Origin of the sequence: Gordonia sp. AC31, assembly GCF_031844505.1 — a bacterium.
Lineage (GTDB): Bacteria > Actinomycetota > Actinomycetes > Mycobacteriales > Mycobacteriaceae > Gordonia > Gordonia hongkongensis.
The window spans coordinates 1-22,039 of record NZ_JAUZVK010000020.1; the positions used below are offsets into that span (position 1 = coordinate 1).

The following is a 22,039-nucleotide window of genomic DNA, read 5'->3' on the forward strand; positions in this document are numbered from 1 at the left end:
CCGTCGGGCGCAGGGCAGTCGGCATCGGGTCGAGCGCGGCCACCGGCAGGGACGGGTCGTCGATCACCGCGTCGAGCAGGTCGGTCAGCATGGCGGCGACCGTCTCGGCGACACCCTCGCCGACGACGGACAGATCCGTCTTGACCGTGAGGCAGAGGTCGTCGCCCTCCGGTGCGGCGATGAGCGCGAGCGGATAGTGCGTGGCGTCGGACGTGCTCACGTCGCGGATCTCGAGGCCCGAGGTCCGCGACCCCGCCACGACCGTGTCCACGTCGACCGGATACGACTCGAAGACCACGAGGGTGTCGAACAGGCGCGGGTGGCCGGTCGCCGCGGTGATGTCGCCGAGTCCGACGAACTGGTGGTCGAGCATGCGGGCGCGGGCATGGTGCAGTTCACCGATGAGAGCGGCCAGCGATCGACCCGGTGCGACGTCGGCAACGACCGGCACGGTGTTGATGAACAGGCCGATCATGCCGTCGGCACCGTCGAGGTCGGCGGGCCGCCCCGACACCGTCTCACCGAAAACGACTCGTTGCTCGCCGGTGAAGCGGGACAACACGATCGACCATGCCGCATTCAGCACGGTGCTCGTCGTCGTGCCCAGCGTCCGCACCGTCCGTTCGAGGGCGGCCCGGGTGGTCGCGGACACCCGCGCCGTCACCTCGTGCCGCCGGGGCTCGCGGTCGGCACCGGGGTGCACCTGTGGACGGACCAGCGTCGGAACGATGTCGGCGAGATGCTCGCGCCAGGCGGTGATCGCGGTCGCGGCGTCGCGTCGGTCGAGCCAATCGAGGTAGGACTCGAAGTCACGTGCCGGCGTGATCGCCGGGCGGCCGAGTTGGGCCGCGAGGAGGTCGGCGACGAGAATCGGCCCCGACCATCCGTCCAGGATGATGTGGTGTGCGGTGATGACCAGTGTGCACGCGGGGCCCGTCACCGTGTCGTGGGACACCGCGGAGAACCGGATGAGCGGCGGGTCGTCCAGGACAAACGGGCGTCGTAGGTCCTCATCGGCGATCTGCACGATCCGCGAGGCCGCGTCGGCCGTGCTCAGACCGGTGAGGTCCACGCCGCGGAAGTCGGGCTCGGTCACCGCGGGATGATCGGCCGGGGGTACCACCACGACCAGTCGACCCGACGGCGTGCGGGTGAACCCCGAGCGCAGTACACGTTGCCTGGTCAACAGCTCACGGACGGCCGGCAGGAGCATGTCGGCGGGGTGAGCTCCGTCGAACTCGATGACCGACTGGGTCACATAGGGATCGACGCCGACCAGCCGCTGGGCTTCGTAGAAGAGCCCCTGTTGGAGCGGCGTCGGCGGCCAGATCGCGTAGCGACCGCGCGTCCGTGCTGCGCGTGTCCGGGTGGCGAGCACGTGGTCGATGTCCGTCTGGTCGAGCCCGCCGATCACGTCGGTCTCGCTCGGACCCGGGTCGCCCACGGCATCCACATACGCGGCGAGCGAGGACAGTGCAGATTCCCAGCGATCGGCGATCCCGCCCAGCGCGGGCTCGTCCAACAACCCCTCGGGTGCCGTGAGGTCCACTCGCAACTCCCGACCACCCGCGGTCGCCACCGAGGCGGCCGTCACGGTCAGCGCCGCCAACGCGATCATGTCTCCCCGAACCGACGGCGGAAGCGGCGGCGCGTCACCGATCGGCACGAAATCCGTTGCCGTCGAATCGGTGTCGTCGATGCCTCCGCCCCCGAGCAGACCCAGGTAATTGACCGTGATCGGCGGGAGGGGCCGGTTTCGCAGCGGCGAGCCGGGACGCAGCCATCGCAGCGGCCCGAACGCGATGCCGTTGTCCGGCATTCGCGACTGAGTGTCCTTGAGCGCCTTGACCATCGTCGCCAGACGATGACCGGGGGTGGCCTCCGCGGCGGCCTCACCTCGTGCTGCCGGGGCGGTCGCCTCCACCGGCCCGGGGACGTCGACGCTCACGGGTACGAACGAGGTGAACCATCCGACCGTCTCGGTCAGGTCGGCGCCGGGTGCGATGCCCTCTTCGCGGCCGTGGTTCTCGATCACCATCGACACCGGACCGGACGCCGTGACCGGATCCCGCAGCGCGAATGCCACGGCCGCGGCCACCACGGTGTCCGGGCGCGCACCGAACGTCTCGGCGACCGTGCCCAAGACCCGCTCTGCCAGGCCGGCTCCGACGGTGCGGGACACCGAGATCGTGGTCGCGAGACGGTCCCGGGCCCGGTCGATCTCCCACTCCGCCGGGGTCGGCGGCAGCTGGCGCGACCACCACTCAATCTCCTCTGCGCGATCGGCGAGTCCCGCCAGCACACCCGACCAGCGCCGGAACGAGGTACCCGCGGCCGCGAGGCCCGGCGTCTCCCCGTTGCGGTACTGCCACCACGCGCGTCCCAGACCCGCCACGATGGTCGGCCACGACACGGCGTCGACGCCGAGATGATGGGCGGCGACGACGAGTCGGCCGGTGCCGTCGGCGAAGCGGACGCCGATCGCCGCGACCAGTCGTCCGTCGGCCGGCGACAAGGTCGCGAGGGCGCGCGCATGGGCTGCCCGGATGGCGCTGTCGACGGAGCGCGCCGGCGTCGATGGCCGGCTCGATGTCGAGATGTCCGAGCGGTCGAGGATCTCGACCGTGATGTCACCCGGGTCGCCGTCGCCCGCCACGACGACCGGACCCCCGACGGAGTCGGTCCGCAGCGATGCCGTCAGCATCGGATGGGCCGCGACGACCGCGGTCACCACCGCGCGGACGGCGGCCTCGTCCGCCTCGACCGGCAGCGCAAGCACCGTGCTCTGCGAGAAGTCCGCGAGGTCGTCCGGGTCGTCGGCGAGGTCGAGCATCCACGCCAGGCCCGGGGTCATCCCAACCGGACCGACTGCCCCGCCCGGTATTTCGTCGAGTTTCCGGATCGCCTCCGTCTGTGCACGACGGGCCAGCTCACGGATGGTCGACGCCGCGAACACCTCGCGCGGGGTCAGATGGAGCCCCGCGGCGCGCAGCATCGACGCGAGGCGGATGGATGCGATGGAGTCCCCGCCGAGTTCGAAGAACGACCGGGTCACCGGGACGTCCTCGACCCCGAGGAGTGATGCAACGATTGCGGCGACGGTCCGTTCCGCGTCGTCGGCGGGTGCGGCGTCGGCGTGGACGGCTTCCGACAACGGGTCGAAGCGCGGCGCCGGCAGCGATTTCCGGTCCAGTTTGCCGGTGCTGCCGAGCGGCGCTTCGGTCAGCGGCACCCACAGTGTCGGCCGCATGTACACCGGCAACGACGCGGTCACCGCCTCCCGCGCGCGTGCGATGAACTCGTCCCCGTCCGGTCCACCGCCGCCGGGTCCGATGAGATATCCCACCAGGTGGTCCGAACCGCCCGGGGCGCTCGCGACGGTGACCACGGCCTGGCGTACGCCGTCGATGTCGGACAGGACCGCCTCGATCTCACCGAGTTCGATCCGCTGTCCGCGGAGTTTGACCTGGAAGTCCCTGCGTCCCAGATACTCCAGGTCGCCCGCACGGTTACGCCGGACGAGGTCGCCGGTGCGGTACAGGCGTCGGCCGCCGCCTGCGGGATCGGCGACGAAGCGTTCGGCGGTGAGGTCCGGCCGTGCCGCATATCCGCGGGCGAGCTGGACGCCTCCCAGATACAACTCGCCGGTGACGCCCGCCGGCACGGGACGCAAGCGTGCGTCGAAGACGAACGTCTGGGTGTTCCACACCGGCCGCCCGATGGGCACCACGTCCGCGCCGGGGTCCGGAGTCGCGACGGCGACCTCGACGGCGGCTTCGGTGGGACCGAACAGGTTGGAGACGCGTACGCGTGGGAGCGCCGCGCGCGTCGCCCGCAGTGTCGCCGGTGGCAGGGCCTCACCGGAACAGTAGAGGTGTCGCAGGCTCGGTAGCGGCGAACTCGCATCGTCGCGAATGTCACCGGCGCCGGGAGCGGAGCGAGCGGGCCGAATGTCACAGGCGCCGGGAGCGGAGCGAGCGGGCCGAATGTCACCGGCGTCGGGAGCGGAGCGAACGGGCCGGATTTCGTCGATGAACACGGCGAGCAGTGACGGTACGAAGTGCACCGTGGTGATCTGCTCGGCGTCGATCAGCCGAGCCATCGAATGCGGATCGAGATGGGCGTCGTCGGGCGCGATGACCAACCGGGCGCCGGTCAGCGCCGGGGTCAGCAGTTCGGGCACCGACACGTCGAAGGTGAAGGGCGTCTTCAGGAGGATCGAGTCGTGCGGTCCGATCCCGAATTCGTCGACTCCCCATCGCAATCGGTTGAGTACGGCGCGATGGGACACCGTGACGCCCTTGGGTCGGCCGGTGGACCCCGACGTGAAGATGGTGTACGCCGCGTGGTCGGGGCGCAGTATCGACAGACGTTCGTCGGCGGCGACCGGGACAGTGTCGAGGTCGACAGGGTTCGCGGCGTCCACAACGATCGCGCGGGCGACAACTTGCGCCGCGGGCGCCCGGTCGTCGCAGATCAGCGCGATCCTCGCGTGCGCGGTGTCGACCATGTGGCGAACGCGGTCGGAGGGAGCGTCGGGTGCCACCGGCATGTACTGACCGCCGGCGGCGAGTACCGCGTGGACCGCGATGACCAGTTCGATCGACCGCGGCATGCACACCGCGACGCAGTCCTCCGGGCCGATCCCGAGCGCGATGAGTTCCCGCGCGAGGGTGGCCACCCGCGCCGCGAACTCGCGCTGGGTGAGAGTGCGGTCCCCGAAACGCACCGCAACCGCCTCCGACGCTCGCAGATGGTCGGCGGCCGCGATCGCGGCCGGGATCGTGAGGTCGGGCAGGACGACCGCGGGACCGACCGAGAGCTGTTGTTGCGCATCGGCTTCGGCTGCGGTGAGGATCGGGAGGTCGGCGACCGGCAGGTCGGCGTCGTCGGCGAGCGAGCTGAGTGCCGCGGACAACGCCGCGGAGATCATCTCCGCGGTCGCCGGGTCGAACAGCGCAGTGGCATAGGCGATCGAGCCGGTCAGCCCACCGTCGGCGGTCTCGCGGAAACCGATGGTGAGGTCGAATTTCGCGGCGGTGTCCTCGATCTCGACGAACTCGGTGTCGAGATCGGCCAGTGTGCCGAGCGCCGGTCCGCGGCTCGTGGAGTGGACGAGCAGCACCTGGGCGAGCGGCTCCACGTTCTCGATGCGCTGCGGGTTCACCGCGTCGATCACCCGCTCGAACGGCACGTCGGCGTTGTCGAACGCCGCGAGGTCGGCGTTCTTGACCTGCTCGAGCAACGCGCCGACGGTGAGGTGCGGCTCGACGTCGACCGACAGGATGACGGTGTTGACGAACATGCCGATCAGCTGGTCGATCTCGCGTCGGCCTCGTCCCGCGACGGGTGTGGCCACGGCGATCCGGTTCGTCGACGTCAGGCGCGCGAGGACCGCGGCGGTGGCCGTGTGCGCGACCATGAACAGGGTGGCACGGCGGGCGGCGGCGCGTCGGCGCAGTCGCGACACCACGGCCGCGGGCAATGACCACCGCACGGTGGCCGCGCGTCCATCGGTGTCGGCGGGGCGCGGGCGGTCGATCGGCAGCGGGAGGATGTCGGGCAGGCCGGTCAACCGCTCGACCCAGAACCGCAACTGGCGCGCGATCAGGGAGTCGGCGTCCGCGGGGTCACCGAGCCGATGCCGTTGCCACACCGCGTAATCCGCGTACTGGAAGCGCAGGGCCGGCCAGTCCGGTGCGCGGCCCGACCGCCGGGCCGCGTACGCCCGCGCGATCTCGGCCGCCAGCACCGGTGCCGACTCACCGTCGGCGGCGATGTGGTGCAGCGCGATGACGAGTACGTGGTGATCCGCCGACGCGGTGATGACGCGCACCCGTACCGGTAGGTCCGTCGTCACGTCGAACGTGGTCGTGACGAGTTCCTGGATCTCCTGGTCGACGACCTCGTCGGATGATGCGGCGGCCCGCGGCGGGACCACGGTGTGCCCGATCTTGATGCGCCCGGCCCAGTCGTCGGGCGCATGCGCCACGGGTTCGACGGCGCGAGCGCCCGTTTCGGCCGACGCGGACCCGGCCGCGATGGATTCCGCGCCGGTGTCGCCGTCGGGCGTCGTCGTCGGGTAGATCGTGCGCAGCACCTCGTGGCGGTCGACGACGTCGAGGATGGCCGCCCGCATCGCGGACACGTCGAGGTCCCCGCGCAGACGGACCACGATGGGGATCACGTAGGCGGCGGAGTGCGGATCGAACTGGTTCAGGAACCACATCCGACGCTGGGCGTACGAGAGGGGTACCGGGTCCGGCCGGCTGATCGCCTCGAGCGCGGGCAGATCGGCACCGCGACCGTGTTCCCCCGCATCGACGGCGGCGGCCAGCGCCCGGACCGTCGGCGTCTCGAACAGCGCGCGGACTCCGATCTCCACACCGAGCGAGCCACCCAGGCGGGCCACCACCCGGGTCGCCGACAGCGAGGTGCCGCCGAGATCGAAGAACGACGCCTCGGCCGACACCTCCTCCGCGGCATCGAGTCCGAGGACCTCTGCGTAGACCGCAGCGACCGCCTGCTCGGTTGCCGTCGACGGACGGACGTGGACGTGTGCACCGAAACGCGGTGTGGGCAACGCCCTGCTGTCGAGCTTTCCGGTGTCCGTCAGCGGGATGTCGTCGATCGGCACGATCACGGTGGGCACCATGTGGGCGGGGAGCCGTCGAGCCGCGTGGGTCGCGACGTCTGCGGTGTCGGGCGCAGCGCCGACGACACCATGGACCCAGGACACGAGGACCGTCTCACCCGAGGTCGGGTGCTCGATTCCGGCGGTCGTCGAGAAGTCCACCCCCGGGTGCTCGCCGAGAACGGCGTCGATCTCACCGAGCTCGATCCGGAAACCCCGGATCTTGACCTGGAAGTCGCTGCGGCCCAGGAAGTCCAGCGTCCAGCGGCCGCTCCGTCGGCGCCATCGTACGAGATCACCGGTCCGGTACATCCGCTCGCCCGGCGCGCCGAACGGTGCCGCGACGAAGCGCTCGGCGGTCAACGCGGTCTGGCCGACGTAGCCGACGGCGAGGGCGGAACCCGCCAGATACAGTTCCCCGGCCACGCCGGCGGGAACGGGATGCAGGCGGGGATCGAGAACTGCGGCGGTGACACCGGCGATCGGACCACCGATGGTGACCGCGGAGTCGGGCCGCATCGGTGCCGACGATGTCGCCCAGATGGTGGTCTCGGTGGGACCGTAGAGATTGTGCATCGAGCGACCGGCGGACCAGGCCCGGACCAGTTCCGGCGAACAGACGTCACCGGCGACGGAGATGACCTCGAGATCGGGGAACCCGGTGCCGGTCGCCGCGCCCGATTCGGTGACCGCCTCGGACACCGTGGCGAGGGCGGTCGGGGTGATCGTCGCGTGGGTGATACGCTCCCGCCGCAGGATCGCCGCGAGTTCGGTGCCGCCCGTGACCCCGCCGGGCACCACGACCATGGTCGACGCGGCCGCCACCGCGACCAGCGTCTCGAACACCGCGGCGTCGAAACCCGGTGCCGCGAAGCGGAGTACGCGCGCCGCCGGCGTGAGCCCGAATCTCGCACGGGCATCGGCGATCAGATCGGCCAGCCCGCGGTGGGTGACCGCGACGCCTTTCGGCCGGCCGGTCGAGCCGGACGTGAAGATGACATAGGCCGTCTCGTCGGGGCGCGGACGTCGGGCGGACGCGACTCCGGTCTCGTCCGGATCGCCGGGCTGTTCGGCGACAACCCAGTCCACCGCCGCAGCCGCCGGTCGCAGCCCGGCGACGACCTCGGACGAGGTGACCCCGAGACGCGCGTCGACGGTGTCCAGCATGTAGCGCAGGCGCTCCCCGGGCAGGCCGGGGTCGACGGGCGCCACCGCCGCGCCCGTGCGCGCGATCGCCCAGAACCCGACCGTGCCTTCGAGAGATCTCGGTGTGGCGAGGGCGATCACGGCGTCCGGCCCGGCGCCACGCGCACGGAGTACGTCGGCCAGCCGGCGCGTACGGAGGTCGAGCTCGGTGTACGTCAGGTGCTGCCCGTTCTCGGTGACCGCGATGCCGTCGGGATTCACGGCGATCGCGGCGTCCAGCAGGTCGGCGAGCGTCGACCTCGCCGACGCGAGACCCGGTGCCGCGATCACCGCATCCAAGTGATCGTCTCCGGTGGACAGGTCGCCGACCGGCGTGTGCGGCTCGTCCACCACCGCTCGCGCGATGGCGGTCATCCGACGGACGAACGCGTCCACCGTGCCGGCGTCGAAGAGGGCGGTGGCATAGGTGACGATCACGCGCGTGTCGTCGGCCGGGCTGCGGCCCGGCTCGTCGAGGACCGTGATCTGCAGGTCGACCTTCGCGGTGGTGACCGGGGCCTCGATCTCGGAGACGACGAGCCCCGGCAACTCGACGGTCGGCCGTGCGGCGTTCTGGAATGCCAGAGCGACCTGGACCAGCGGCGGGTGCGCGGTGTCGCGTACCGCGACGACCTCGTCGACGACAGTCTCGAACGGCAGGTCGGCGTGATCGAGTGCGGTCACGTCGATCTCGCGGATGTCGTCCAGCAGATCGGTGAACGAGGCCGCTCGACGCACCCGGCTGCGCAGCGCCAGCGTGTTGACGAACATCCCGATCAATGGGTCCAGATCGCGCTCGCCCCGACCCGCGACCGGGGTCCCGATGACGACGTCCTCGTCGGCGCCGGACCGGACAAGAGTGACCGCGAGCAGGGCGTGGACGGCCATGAACATCGTCGCGCCGTGCCGACCGGCGAGGTCTCCCAGAGCGTTCCAGGTGGCGGCGTCGAACGTCGCCGACAGCTCGGCACCCGAGTCGTCCCGGACCGCGGTGCGCGGCCGGTCCACCGGCAACTCGATGAGTGCCGGCACCCCGGCGAGACGGGTTCGCCAGTGGTCGAGCTGACGTGCTGCGAGAGACGTGGGGTCGGCGGCGTCCCCGAGCCGAAGGTGCTGCCACACCGAGTAGTCGACGTACTGAACCGGCAGGGGCGCCCAGCTGGGTTCGCGGCCGGCCGCGCGCGCCTCGTATGCGGTGACGAAGTCGGTGACCATCGGCGCGACGGAGCCACCGTCGCTGATGATGTGGTGCACCACCAGGACCAGGATCACGGCGTCGTCGGCGACGCGGATCAGGCGGGCCCGAACAGGCGCACCGGCTTCGAGATCGAAACCACGACTGGTGATCTCGGCGATGGTGGCCGTGACGTCGCCCTCGCCGGCGCCGCGCATGTCGATCGGGGGTGTCACCCGGACGTCGTGTCGAGGGTCTCCCGCGGGCGCGATGACCTGCTCGGGAACGCCGTCCACCGATACGAATCGAGTGCGCAACACCTCGTGTCGCGCAAGCAGATCCGCGAGAGCCGCGGCGACGACCGCAGGGTCCGGGGACCGGTCATCCGCCGCCTCCTGGACCGAACCCGATGCGGCATCGAGGCGGAGCACGGCCGGGATGAGATACCCGGCCCCGCCCGGATCCAGCGTCTCCAGAAACCAGATTCGACGCTGTGCGGGCGACAACGGGAGCACCCCGTCGCGGCCCACTCGGCGCAGGGACACCCGGCGATCAGCTCCCCCGCGTCCGTCGTGGTCTCCGGGGTCGCGTCCGTCGATGACCGCTGCCAGACCCCGGACCGTCGGATCGGCGAACACATCTCGCGCGGAAACCGTCGTGCCGAAATGCTCGGCTGCCCGGGCGGCCACCCGGGTAGCGGTGAGCGAGTTGCCACCGAGATCGAACAACGACGTGGTGACCCCGACGTCGCTCACGCCCAAGATCTCGGCGACCAGTGCGGCCAGGGCCGCCTCGGTCGCGCCGGCGGGCGGCTCGGCAACCTCCGGGCCATCGCCGGACCCCGGATCGGGCAGGGCGCCGCGATCGAGCTTGCCGTTCACGGTGAGCGGAAGTCGGGGTAGCCGGACGAACCGGGTGGGCACCATGTACTCGGGCACCGCGGTCGCCAGGCGCGTGCGGATCTCGCTATCCGACAGCCCGACTGCGTCATCCGCCGCCGAAGCGGCGCCGCCCGCGGCGACGAGGTAGCCGACCAGATGCTCGGTGTCGCCGAGCGTACGGATGTCCGCCCCCGCCGCGTCGACGCCGTCGAGCGCCGACATCGCCGACTCGACCTCTCCCAGCTCGATCCGGAAGCCGCGGAGTTTCACCTGGCCATCGCGTCGTCCCACGAATTCGATGGACCCGTTGCGGGACATCCCGACGTCGCCGGTCCGGTACATCCGACCGCCCGGCGGTCCGAACGGGTCGGCGACGTACCGTGTGGACGTCTGACCGTGCCGGTTCAGGAACCCGCGGGTGACCTGGGCGCCCGCGACGTACAGTTCACCGGGCACGCCGTCGGGCACGGGGGCGAGCCGACCGTCGAGGACGTACACCCGCGAACCGAGCAGCGGGGTCCCGATGTCGGAGGCGGTTGCCCGGTCGACGAATGCGCGCGTCAGATCCCGACGGGTCATGTAGACGGTGGTCTCGGTGGGACCGTACATGTTGTTCAGTTGCGGGCCCGCGACATCGGCGCCGGGACGGGTCGCCGACCCGTCGGCCGCCCGGTCCGTCTGCCATGTCCGGACATGCTCGTAGTCGAGGAGTTCGCCCGAGAAGTGCAGGCGCCGAACGGAGTCGGGCAATCGACGGCCGAGGGGTGGGCGGACGACCGCCGCGAACTGATAGAACGACGACGGGGTGAAGTTGACGATCGTGACCCCGTGTCGGTCGAACGCCTCGACCACGTCGTCCGGGGCGCGGGTCGTCGCGTGGTCGAGCACGAGGAGACGACCGCCGGCGCGCAGTGCGGCCCAGATCTCGCCGACCGAGACGTCGAACGCGTAGGAGTGGAACATCGACCACACGTCGTCGGGCGAACTCTCCACTACGGCGTCGAGCGCATCGAGCAGCGACACCACGTTGTCGTGGGTGACCACAACGCCTTTGGGGCGCCCGGTGGATCCGGAGGTGTACATCACGTAGGCGCTCGACTGGGCGGTCACGTGCTCCGGCAGCGGTGGGGTCGAGACCGACCGGGCATCGATGTCGTACTGCGCCAACAGGTCCTGCGGCGTGCACAGCGGCGCGGGCATCGCAGCCCAGGCCCCGACCGTCTCGGCGTCGGCCACGACGGCGACCGGCGACGCGTCCTCGACGATCCCGCGCAGGCGCGCAACCGGGTGTGTCCGGTCGAGGGGTAGATAGGCGGCACCGGTCTTGAGAACCGCGAGCAACGCCACGATGAGGTCCACCGAGCGCGGAAGCGCGACCCCCACGAGTGTTTCGGGACCCGCACCACGATCGACGAGGGCGTGCGCCATCCGTTCGGAGCGCTCGTCGAGTTCCCGGTAGGTGAGCGACGCCCCGTCGAGGTCGGCGAGAGCGACGGCGTCGGCACGTCGTCGTGCGGCGATCCGGAAAAGCCCCGGCAGCGACTCGCGGTCACCGAGGCCCAGGATCTCGGTGATCCGCCGGTCGAGTTCATCGACGATTCCGGCCGCGGCGGTAGCCAGTTGCGATCCGCTCAGCCCCGCGCGCGGCATCAGCGCCGTCACCGTCGCGCGGAGGGCGGCGTCGGGCGCGACGCCCCGCTCCGCCAGGGTGATCGCCGAGGCCGAGACCCGGCGGTGCAGAGCACGGAAGGTCACCGGACCGGCCGCCCCGGACATCGCCTCGTCGTCGCCCGCGTGGGCGGCGGCGAGCGCCAGCAGCCGCAGCGCGGACAGGCGGCGCAGCGACGGCTGGGCATGCCCCGTCGAAGTGCGGGGAATCGAGGTGTCCGACGTCACGCGGGTTCCACTCGATTTCGCTGGACCGCGCCCGATCCGGCGCCCGTGTGGCCGTGCACGACGGCATCGGCGGCGGTTCGCACGCTGTCGAAGACCTCGTCGATGGATCGGTCGGCGTCGGCGAGGAGCGTCGCCACGGCGATCGTCAACGCCTCCGCCGGGTCTTCGTCGGGAATCGACATCGACATCGCGACCGCGGTTGCCTCGAGATCGGCGAAGGTCACCTGTGGCGCCCCCGCGACGCCGATGACCGTGTCGGGCGCGACTGCCGCGACCTCCGACACCAGCTCGTGCAGCGGCCGGACGGCATCGTTCCCGCGCGCTTGCGGCGCGTTTTGCTCCGCCCAGACGGCGAGATCCCCGATCGCAGTATCCGGCCGTGACACGATGTCGGCCAACAGATTTCGGAATCTCTCGGCGAACAGGGCCACCGTGCCGGGGTCGAAGAGATCGGTGTCGAAGGCGATCTGCCCGCCCAACGCGCCGTTCCGGTCGACGCCGTCGGGGTCGCCCGGGTAGAGCATGACCTCGAGGTCCACCTTGGCGGGAAAGGACTCGGGCAGACGCGGCCGGACGTGCAGCCCGTCGAGTTCGACGTCCGGGAACTCGAGATTCTGGTACGAAAGCATCACCGAGAACAACGGGTTTCGGCGTCCGCGGCGGACCGACGCACGGTCGGTCCGGGCGAGATGATCGACGATCTCGTCGAAGGACACGTCGGTGTGACCCAGGTCGGCGAAATCATCGGTGTGCACCCGTCGCAAGAGGTCCGCGAACGGCTCGTCGAGACGAAGCCGCGTACGCAGGGGCACCGTGGTCGCGAGCATCCCCACCATGTCGGTCAGGGCGGGATCATCACGACCGGCGAACGGTGTGCCGATGACGATGTCGTCGCTTCCCGACAACCGCCCGAGCAGGACCGCGAGCGCCGCGTGCAGGACGGCGAACCGCGTCGTGTTGCCCACCCGCGCCATCTGGCGGAGCATCGTCGCGGTGGGCGACGGGATGTCGAGATCGACGACTCCGCCCACATGGCGGGGCTCCACGGGCCGGGGCCGGTCGGTCGGGATCGTCGCCGGCTCCCCCGCCCGATCCAGACGTCGCCCCCAGTACCGCAGTTGACGCTGACGTTCCGTCTCCCCGTCGGGCCGCGTGGTCTGCAGGCGCTCGGCGTGCCAGATCGCATAGTCGGCGAACTGCACGCGCTGCCCCACCGCACTTCTCGATCCGGCTCGCCCCGAGATGCGGGCGGAGTAGAACTCGGCGAGGTCGCGGGACAGCGGGCCGAGCGACCCACCGTCGGCGTTGATGTGGTGGACGACGAACACCAGCAGGTGCCGGTCCGGGCTCACCCGCAGGATCGTCGCGCGGACCGCCGGGGGGCCGGTCAGGTCGAAACCCGCTCCGACGACAGCGGCGACCTCGGCGCCCAACCGGTCCTCGGCGGGCATGTCGGGCCGGTCACCGGCGGCGAGATCGACGAGCGGAATCCGCAACGCGTGCACCGCATCCGCAGCGGGGATGATGAGTTGCACCGGTGTGCCGTCGTGCAGCGGGTAACGCGTGCGCAGCGACTCGTGCCGCGCGACGAGGTCACCCACCGCGCCCGTGAGGGCCGGGACGTCGAGCCGGCCGTCGAGCTCCAGGGTCAGGCCGACGTTGTAGGCAGGCGAGGCCGGATCGGTCTGGTTGATCGACCACAGGCCGCGTTGCACTCCCGTGAGGTCGACGACATGAGTGCGTTCGCGCGGCGTCAGCATGCGTCCCGAGACCGCCCGGTCTGCCGTCGCCACCGCCGCCACGAAGTCCGCGACGGTCGGGTTCTCGAAGAGCAGCGACATCGGCACGCGGCGTCCGACATGCTGTTCGACGCGATAGGCGACCTTGGTCGCCGACAGCGAGCTCCCGCCGAGTTCGAAGAACCCGTCGTACACACTGACCTCCCGCAGACCGAGCACGTCGGCGAAGATCTGGGCCACGACGCCCTCGAGCCGGCTGCGGGGGCCGACATATTCACGTGCGGGCGAGATCTCCACCCCGGGCAGGGCGCGGCGGTCGACCTTGCCGGTCCGGGTCATCGGCAACTCGTCGAGCACCACCACGGTGTGCGGTACGAGGTGCGACGGCAGGCGGGCGGCGGCGTGGTCGAGGATGTGCTCGGGTGCGGGGACCCGGTCGGCAGGGGCGGTCACATACGACACCAGCACCGTGTCCCCAGCGGGGGTCGACGTCCCGACGGTAACCGCGATGTCCACGTCGGGATGACTTGCCAGCACGCCGTCGACCTCGCCGGGTTCGACCCGCATGCCGCGGATCTTGATCTGGAAGTCGTTGCGCCCGTGGTAGACGATGTCGCCGGACGGCGTGCGCGTGACGAGGTCCCCGGTGCGGTACATCCGCCCCCCGGTCTCGAACGGATCGGCGACGAACCGGCCCGCCGTCAGTCCGGGACGACCGTGGTAGCCGCGCCCGAGTGCCCGTCCCGACAGGTACAGCTCACCCAGGACACCGTCCGGCACCGGACGCAGGCAGGCGTCGAGGACCCGGACGCCGACTCCGGCGATCGGCCCACCGATCGTGACCGGTTCCGCGGGCCGGAGGGGCGCGGAGGCGGTGGCCCAGATCGTGGTCTCGCTGGGACCGTAGAGATTGAGCAGCGGGCGGCCGGCCGCATGCCACCTCGCGACCAACTCCGGAGGGCAGGCCTCGCCCGCCACCATCACGACCGAGAGTTCGGGCACCGCGGCAGGATCGAGAGTGGCGAGCGCGGTGGGCGTCATGATCGTGTGGGTGACCCGGTCACGGGCGATGATGGTCGCCAGCTCGGGACCGGCGAACACCTCGGGTGGGCTGATCGCCAGCTGGGCGCCCGAACACACCGCGAACACGATCTCCCAGACCGCGACATCGAATCCCGGTGCGGCGACATGGAGTATCCGCGAGTCCGGGCCCGCGCCCAGGCGATGCTGCTGCTCACCGACCAGTTCGGCGAACCCGGCGTTGGTCACCGTGACGGCCTTGGGCCGGCCGGTGGACCCGGAGGTGAATTGGAGGTAGGCCGCGTCGTCGAGGGCGATCGGCCGTACCCGCTCGGCGTCGGCCACCCGGTGCGTCGGCCGTCCGGCGATTCCCAGATCCACCTCGAGGTCATCGAGAACCAGCTGCGCGACCGTGGATCGGGTCGCCGAGGACCCGGCGCCGTCCGTGGTGACGGGATCCGCCGTGATGACCAGAACCGCACCGCTGTCGGCGAGCATCGCCGAACGGCGGGCGGCGGGCAGACGGGAGTCGATCATCACGAAGGCGGCGCCGCTCATGGCCACGCCCAGTACGGCCAGGACCGACCGGGGCGAGCGCGGGATGCTCACCGCTACGACGTCGCCTGGGCCGATGCCGCGTTCGATCAGGACGCGGGCGATCTGATTGGTCGTGGTCGTCACCTCGGACCAGCGGACCGCGCTCTCCCCGAGCAGGGCAGGGGCGCCGGGGTCGGCGCTCGCGAGACCGCGCGTCAGCAGTGTCGCGAGGGTCTGCTCCGAACGCGATCCCCGGGCCGGCGCCGCCAGGGTACGCATCTCGTCCGGGCGGAGCAGGTCGATCGCACCGATGCTCCGCGACGACTCGTGCACCATCTGCTCCAGGACGAACTCCAGCCGCCGCGCCATGTCACGCACCGTAGCTTCGTCGAAAAGGTCAGTTGCATAGGCGAATTCGACGTCGTAACGGTCGGTGCGGTCAGTGACCGACACGGTCACGTCGTACTTCGCGGACGGTACCCGGGCATCGAGGACCTCCGCGGACCCGGCCCATCGGGCGAGCTCGGCCAACTGATCGGGTTGAACCGTCAGCGCGACCTGGAACAGCGGCGAGTGCGACGGCGACCGGTGTGGCGCGACAGCGTCCACGACCCGTTCGAACGGGACGTCGACGCGGCTCATCGCGTGCGCGCAGCGGCGATGCGCGGCGGTGACGAAGTCGGCGACGGTGTCCCCGGGTTGCAGGGTCGTTCGCAGCACGACGGTGTTGACGAACATGCCGACGAGGTCGGCGAGCGCCGGATCGTCGCGGCCGGCGACCGCGGTCCCGATACTCACGTCGTCGGTGGCGGCCAGCCGACCCACGGTGATCGCCAGGGCGGACTGGAACACCGCGAACGGGGTGACCGCCAACGATCTCGCGAGCTGCCGGATCCCCGCGGTCAGGCCCGTCCCGAGCACGGTGTCCACATGCGCTCCGCTACTCGACATCACCCGCGGACGCGGCCGATCGGTGGGCAACTGCAGCAGATCCGGCGCGCCGCGCAACTCCGCCCGCCAGAACTCCAGGCCCTCGACCAGAACCGACGACGGCGCATCCGGCGTTCCGAGCGTCTCGGCGCGCTCGACGGCGACATCGGCGTACTGCATCGGCAACGGTGAGAGATCCGGTTCCGCACCCGCGCGTCGACTGTCGTACGCGGTCATCAGATCTCGCAGCAGCGGCCGGAGCGAGTGCCCGTCGGCCGCGATGTGATGAAGGACCAGCACGACGATGTCGCCATCCGGATGTCCGGTCACCAGGCGGTACCGGAACGGGATCTCCTCGGCCAGATCGAAGCCCACGTCGGTGATGGCGGAGATCGCCACGTTCACATCGTCTCCGGCGTCGGTCACATGTGTCCCGCTCGCTGCGCTCCCGGCGACGAGCTGGACGTGTGTCCCGCCCAGAAGATCGGCAGCCGTGCGCGTGTCCAGGATTCGCTGCTCGGGTTCGCCGTCGACGACCGGGAACACCGTGCGCAGGATCTCGTGCCGGTCGACGACGTCCAGGACCGCCCGGTGCATGGCATCGGTGTCCAGCGCGTGCGCCAGGCGCAGCGCGCCCGACATGTTATAGGTCGACTCGGCCGGCGACATCCGGTTGATGAACCACAACCGGGTCTGCGCCTGCGACAGCGGGATTCGCGCCGGACGCGGTGGTTGCGACCGGCTCGCTGCGGACCGGTCGGACTGCGGGACGACCACGGCGCGTGACGCGAGATCGGCGAGGTCGACCGCGTCGAAGACGTCGGTCAGGGCAATCCCCAGGCCGTGGTCGACACGCGCGCGGGCCACCATCCGGGCGGCGAGCAACGAATCCGCCCCCAAAGCGAAGAGATTGTCCGAGACGCTGACCCCCTCACGGTCCAACGCCTCCTCCACCAGCGACACGATCGCCCGCTCGACCGGGGTCTGCGGCGTCCGGAAACTCGTTGCGGCGGAGCCGAGTACGGGAACCGGCAGCGCGCGTGTGTCCAGCTTGCCCGACCGGGTGGTGGGAAACGCGTCGAGGAAGACGATCCCAGGCGGAACCATGTGTCCGGGGAGGCGCCGTCGGCAGTGCGCGCGCACAGCGTCGGCGTCGAGCAGTTGCCGGGTGTCACCGGCATCACGATCGGCGCGGGAGTCGGGCACGGACCCATCCCGGCGAGCACGGAGGTAGGCGACGAGAACGGGTGCGGGCCCGAGATCGCGGCGGGCGACGACCGCTACCGCGTCGACGCCCGGGATCGCGGCGATCACCGCCTCGACCTCGCCGGGTTCCACGCGCTGACCCCGGATCTTGATCTGCTGATCGGTTCGTCCCAGATACTCCAGTTCACCGTCCGCAGTCCATCGGACCAGATCCCCGGTGCGGTACATCCGGGCACCCATGTCCCCCCGCGGATCGGCCGTGAACCTGCCCGATGTCAGTCCCGGCGCACCGACGTAGCACGATGCCAGCTGCGGCCCCACCAGATACAACTCGCCGGCGACCCCGACCGGAACCGGACGGAGTCGGCCGTCGAGGACCCGCACCTCGGTCCCCGGTACCGGGTGTCCGATCGGAACGGCGGGACCATCCGTCGTGACCCGCTGGGCGGTCACGTCGATCGCCGCCTCGGTCGGCCCGTACAGATTCACCAGTCCGGCACGGGTGGTCGACCGTACGCGCCGGGCGAGCCGGGCCGGCAGCGCCTCGCCCGACGTGAACACCCAGCGCACGTGGTCGGGTAGGGAGAGCCGTTCGTGCGCCATCGTGTCGGTTCCGCCGAAGTCGTCGACGGACTGAGTTGTCGAACCACCGGGGTCCGGTCCGAGCACCACGTCGAGATAGGCATCGAGCATCGACGGCACGAAATGCAGGACGGTGACGCCGGAGCGCGCGATGAGGTCGCGGAGGTACGCGGGATCGCGGTGTCCGCCGGGCATCGCGATCACCATCCGCGCCCCGACGCGCAACGGCCACAGCAACTCCCAGACCGACACGTCGAAGGTCGCCGGCGTCTTGTACAGCACGACGTCCCCCGCGGCGATCGGGTGATCGTGCTGCATCCACCCGAGGCGTTGCTCGATCGCCCGATGACCGATCTCGACACCTTTGGGGGTCCCGGTCGATCCTGACGTGAAGATGACGTAGGCGGCCAGATCAGCCGGAACTCGGGTCTCCCGATGCGGCCGTGCCGTCGGACCTCGACGCGGGGAGGCGAGACCGGCGACGAAGTGTGCGTCGACGACCAGGGCGGGTTCGACCGCGGCGATGATCGCCTGCCGCCTCTCTTCCGGTTCGGCCGGATCGACCGGCACGTAGGCCGCACCCAGCCCGATCGCGGCATACACGGCGCACACCTGCTCGATCGAGCGGTCCAGTGCCACGACGATGCGATCGCCGCGCCGGACGCCCAGACTCGTGAACCGGTCCGCGAATGTGTCGCACGCACGCGCGAATTCGCGGTAGGTGAGGGTGGTGTCGCCGAACGTCACCGCGGCCGCGTCCGGCGTCGACTCGACCTGGCGATCGAAGGCGGCCAGCACGTGCTCACCGACCACGCCGACGGCCGGCCCGCCGGAACCGAGGTGATCCAGGGTTGCCGACTCCCCGGCCATCAGCAGGTCGAGGTCGGTGACCGGCAGGTTCGGGTGCGCGACGAACTGTGTGAGCACGTTGAGCAGGCGACCGCGATGTGCCTCCAGTTCCGCCGACCCGTACAGCGTGGGGTTCGCGTGCAGACCCACTTCCAGCGGGGCCTCCGGGCCGGCCGCGAAGACGTTCATCACCAGGTCTTCGACCAGACCGGCGGACAGCATGTGATAGCGCACGCGGGCGCCGTCGATGACGATCGGCTTGTCGAACAGCAACAGGTTGACCAGCGGTCCGAACGACGTGCCGCGGGCATCACCGAAACCGGCTGCCGCCCTGATGTCCTCGGATCGATACCGTTGATGGCGCAGACCCGCGGTGATCTCCGCGCTGACCGCCACGACGACGTCGGCGCACGTCGCGGAGGAGATTCCGTCCACGCGCAGCGGCAACATGTTGGAGACCATCCCGGCCGAGTGCCGGACGCGCGCCGTCGTCCGTGCGGTGACCGGCAGACTGAGGACGATGTCGTCGCTGCCGGACATGCGCGCGAGGAACGCGGCGAACGCGGCGGTGAGGATGGCGGCAACCGAGGCGTCGAGGTACCGGGCGCACCGACGCAGTGCCTCATCCAGTTCGGGACCGAGCAGCCCGGCGGAGACGACGGTCTCGTTGCGGACGCCGGCGGTGGCCGGGTGTGCCGCGAGGCTGACCCGCTCGGGGAGCCCGGCGGCGCGTTCCTGCCAGAATTCGCGGTCTTTCTCGAACCGCGTGCTCTGCCGGTAGGCGGCGTCGTCGGCGACCACTTCGGCGATGCTGGCGCGGCGGACCGGTCGGCGTCCGGTTCGCGGCGGGACCGTGGCAGCGACCTCCGCAGCAGAACTCGGCGCGCGGTGCTCGTTGTAGCGCGCCACCGCTTCGTGCAAGCACATCAGTGCGCCGTATCCATCGAACGCGATGTGGTGACCGCGCATGTACCAGTACGTCCGGTCGTCGGCGATCCGGATGAAGGCCGCGACGGCGACCGGATCGGCCAGCAGGTCCACCGACCGCTGATGGTCGGCGCGCATCCAGTCGGCGGCTGCCGATTCGGGATCCGGGTGCGTCCGCAGATCGACGTCGATCACGTCGAACGGAACGGAGAAGTCGATGTATTGCCGAGGCGTGCCGTCGACCTCGATCACACGCGTGTACGCCGTCTGCAGGTCGCGTGCCGCCTCCAGCACTCCCCGACGGAACAGCTCCCGATCGAACGGGCGTCCGTCGTCGACGATGTCGAGGTAGTGCGCGACGGTGACCGAGTCGTCGACCAGGTTCTCGGCAAACCACATGGCGCGTTGGGCCGCGGTCAGATCCAGTAGATCCGCCCCTCGGGGCGCGCGGGGTGCCCCCGGGCGCCAGTCTCCCCCAGTCCCATCTCGGTGGGACACAGTGTCATCCATGCAACGTCCGACGTCGGTTTCGGCGATTGGGTCGCTCGACGATGACGCCCCCGCGTCCCCCCGCAGCGATCGTCGAACAGCAACGAATCATACGCGGTACATCGCATCCGCTTCGAAAAGTGATACATCCCGCACGACCGGCCGTTCCCGACGATCAGACGAGTTCGAAAACTGGTGTGACAGATGGGATCACCCGAGTGCGATGGAGCCACACTGGTCACTTTCGTACCGTCTGGCGTGGTTCCGGGACCGTAGGATTCGGTCGTTCGACCGACACCGGGGCAGAACGGCATCTCGGACACGGCTTCGCCCGGCGCCGGGAGCGAAGCGAGCGGGCCGAATAGACACCGGCGCCGGGAGCGAAGCGAGCGGGCCGAATAGACACCGGCGCCGGGAGCGAAGCGAGCGGGCCGAATGGACACCGGCGCCGGGAGCGAAGCGAGGGGCCTCGATCGATGGAGTCGCAGCGCCGGACAAGGCAAGATCGGACTGGTGTCAGACGTGCAGTTGATCGAGGTGGGCCCGCGGGACGGGTTGCAGAACGAGCAGACCCTGCTCTCCGTCGAGGAGAAGATCGAGTTCATCGCCCGGGCCGTCGACGCCGGCTTGCGCCGGATCGAGGCGGTGAGTTTCGTGAACCCCAAACGCGTACCGCAGATGGCCGGCGCCGAGGAGGTCATGGCCGGGGTGCCCCGCGTGGACGGTGTCTCCTATATCGGGCTCGTCCTGAATCGTCGTGGTCTCGACCGCGCTCTCGCCTCCGCGGTCGACGAGGTGAACGCGGTCGTCGTGGCCACCGAGGCGTTCAGCCGCCGTAATCAGGGCTGCAGCGTCGAGGACACCGTTTCCGCGGCCGTCGACGTGGTGCGCGACGCGCGTGCGGCCGGCCTCGCGACGACGGTGACCATCGCGGTCGCGTTCGGCTGCCCGTTCACGGGCGAGGTCGACCCGCGCCGGATCTCCGACATCGTGGCGCGGTTGACCGATCAGGCCGCCCCGGACGAGATCGCTCTCGCCGACACGATCGGCGTCGGGGTCCCGGCGCAGGTCCGCGATCTCGCCGCCCGCACGACGGATAGTGCACCCGGTATTCCACAGCGCTGGCACTTCCACAACACGCGGAACACCGGTTACGCGAATGCTCTCACCGCGCTCGATTCGGGTGCCGGCGCCATCGACGCCAGTGTCGGCGGATTCGGTGGGTGTCCGTTCGCGCCCGCGGCGACCGGCAACATCGCGTCTGAGGATCTCGTCTACGCACTCGATCGGTCCGAGGTCATCACGGGTGTCGACATGCAGGGGCTGATCGACACCGCCGCGTGGCTGGGCCGGGCCCTCGACAAGAATGTCCCCGCACTCCTCGGACGTGCCGGAGCATTTCCGGCCGTCCGCGCAGACGGGGACATCTGAGCGGGACCCCATCGGTGCGAACGCACCGGTGGGATACCCTTCGTCGACTATCCGGTGGTGTGGACGATCAGCACGTCGCACGCCGACTTGCGGGCCACATCGGCGGGGACCGATCCGAGGAGCCGGCCGGCGATCGAATTCAGGCCGCGATTGCCCACGACGAGAAGATCGGCCTTGACGTCGCTCACCAACTGCAGGAGCGCGTCGACCGGAGCACCCTTGACCGGGCGCTGCACCACGTTCGACGCACCGGCCTTGGTGGCCCGTTCCTTCGCGGTTCGCAGGATTTCCTCGGTCGGCGTCGATCCGGTGACCTGGTACGCCTCGTCTTTCAGGACATCCGCGGCGTCGCCGGCTCCGCGCTCGTTCGGGAAGTACGCGCACGCGATCACCAACTGAGCGTCGCCCGCGAGTGCACCCGCACGCTCCACAGCCTTCATCGACGACTCGGAGCCGTCCGTTCCGACGACGACGGTTTCGTAAGAGCTCATCCCAACCTCTCGACATGAATTCGCCTCGCTGCCCATCAGCGAGGCGTCATCGCGTATACCCACAATGC

General features: G+C 70.4%; 4 protein-coding genes. 1 reads left to right on the forward strand and 3 read right to left on the reverse strand.

Annotated elements, in window-relative coordinates; all coding sequences use genetic code 11:
• Together Q9R39_RS19720 and Q9R39_RS19725 are read right to left on the reverse strand one after the other, a co-directional pair.
• Window positions 1-11,770, reverse strand: an 11,770-nt coding sequence (locus Q9R39_RS19720; RefSeq protein WP_311278011.1) for a non-ribosomal peptide synthetase, incomplete at its 3' end; no start/stop codon positions are given.
• Window positions 11,767-19,959 (reverse strand): amino acid adenylation domain-containing protein, encoded by an 8,193-nt coding sequence (locus tag Q9R39_RS19725; protein ID WP_396275702.1) that lies wholly within the window; start codon window positions 19,957-19,959, stop codon window positions 11,767-11,769. The genes Q9R39_RS19720 and Q9R39_RS19725, both read right to left, overlap by 4 nt.
• Before the next feature lie 603 nt (window positions 19,960-20,562).
• Here Q9R39_RS19725 and Q9R39_RS19730 point away from each other — a divergent pair.
• On the forward strand, window positions 20,563-21,480 hold the full coding sequence (locus Q9R39_RS19730) for a hydroxymethylglutaryl-CoA lyase (RefSeq protein ID WP_311278013.1): 918 nt from the start codon (window positions 20,563-20,565) through the stop codon (window positions 21,478-21,480).
• A 47-nt stretch (window positions 21,481-21,527) separates the two neighbouring features.
• Here the strand turns inward: Q9R39_RS19730 and Q9R39_RS19735 are convergent, their stop codons facing one another.
• Entirely contained in the window at window positions 21,528-21,971 is a 444-nt protein-coding gene (locus Q9R39_RS19735) for a universal stress protein (protein WP_058251858.1), read from the reverse strand.
• Window positions 21,972-22,039 lie beyond the last annotated feature (68 nt).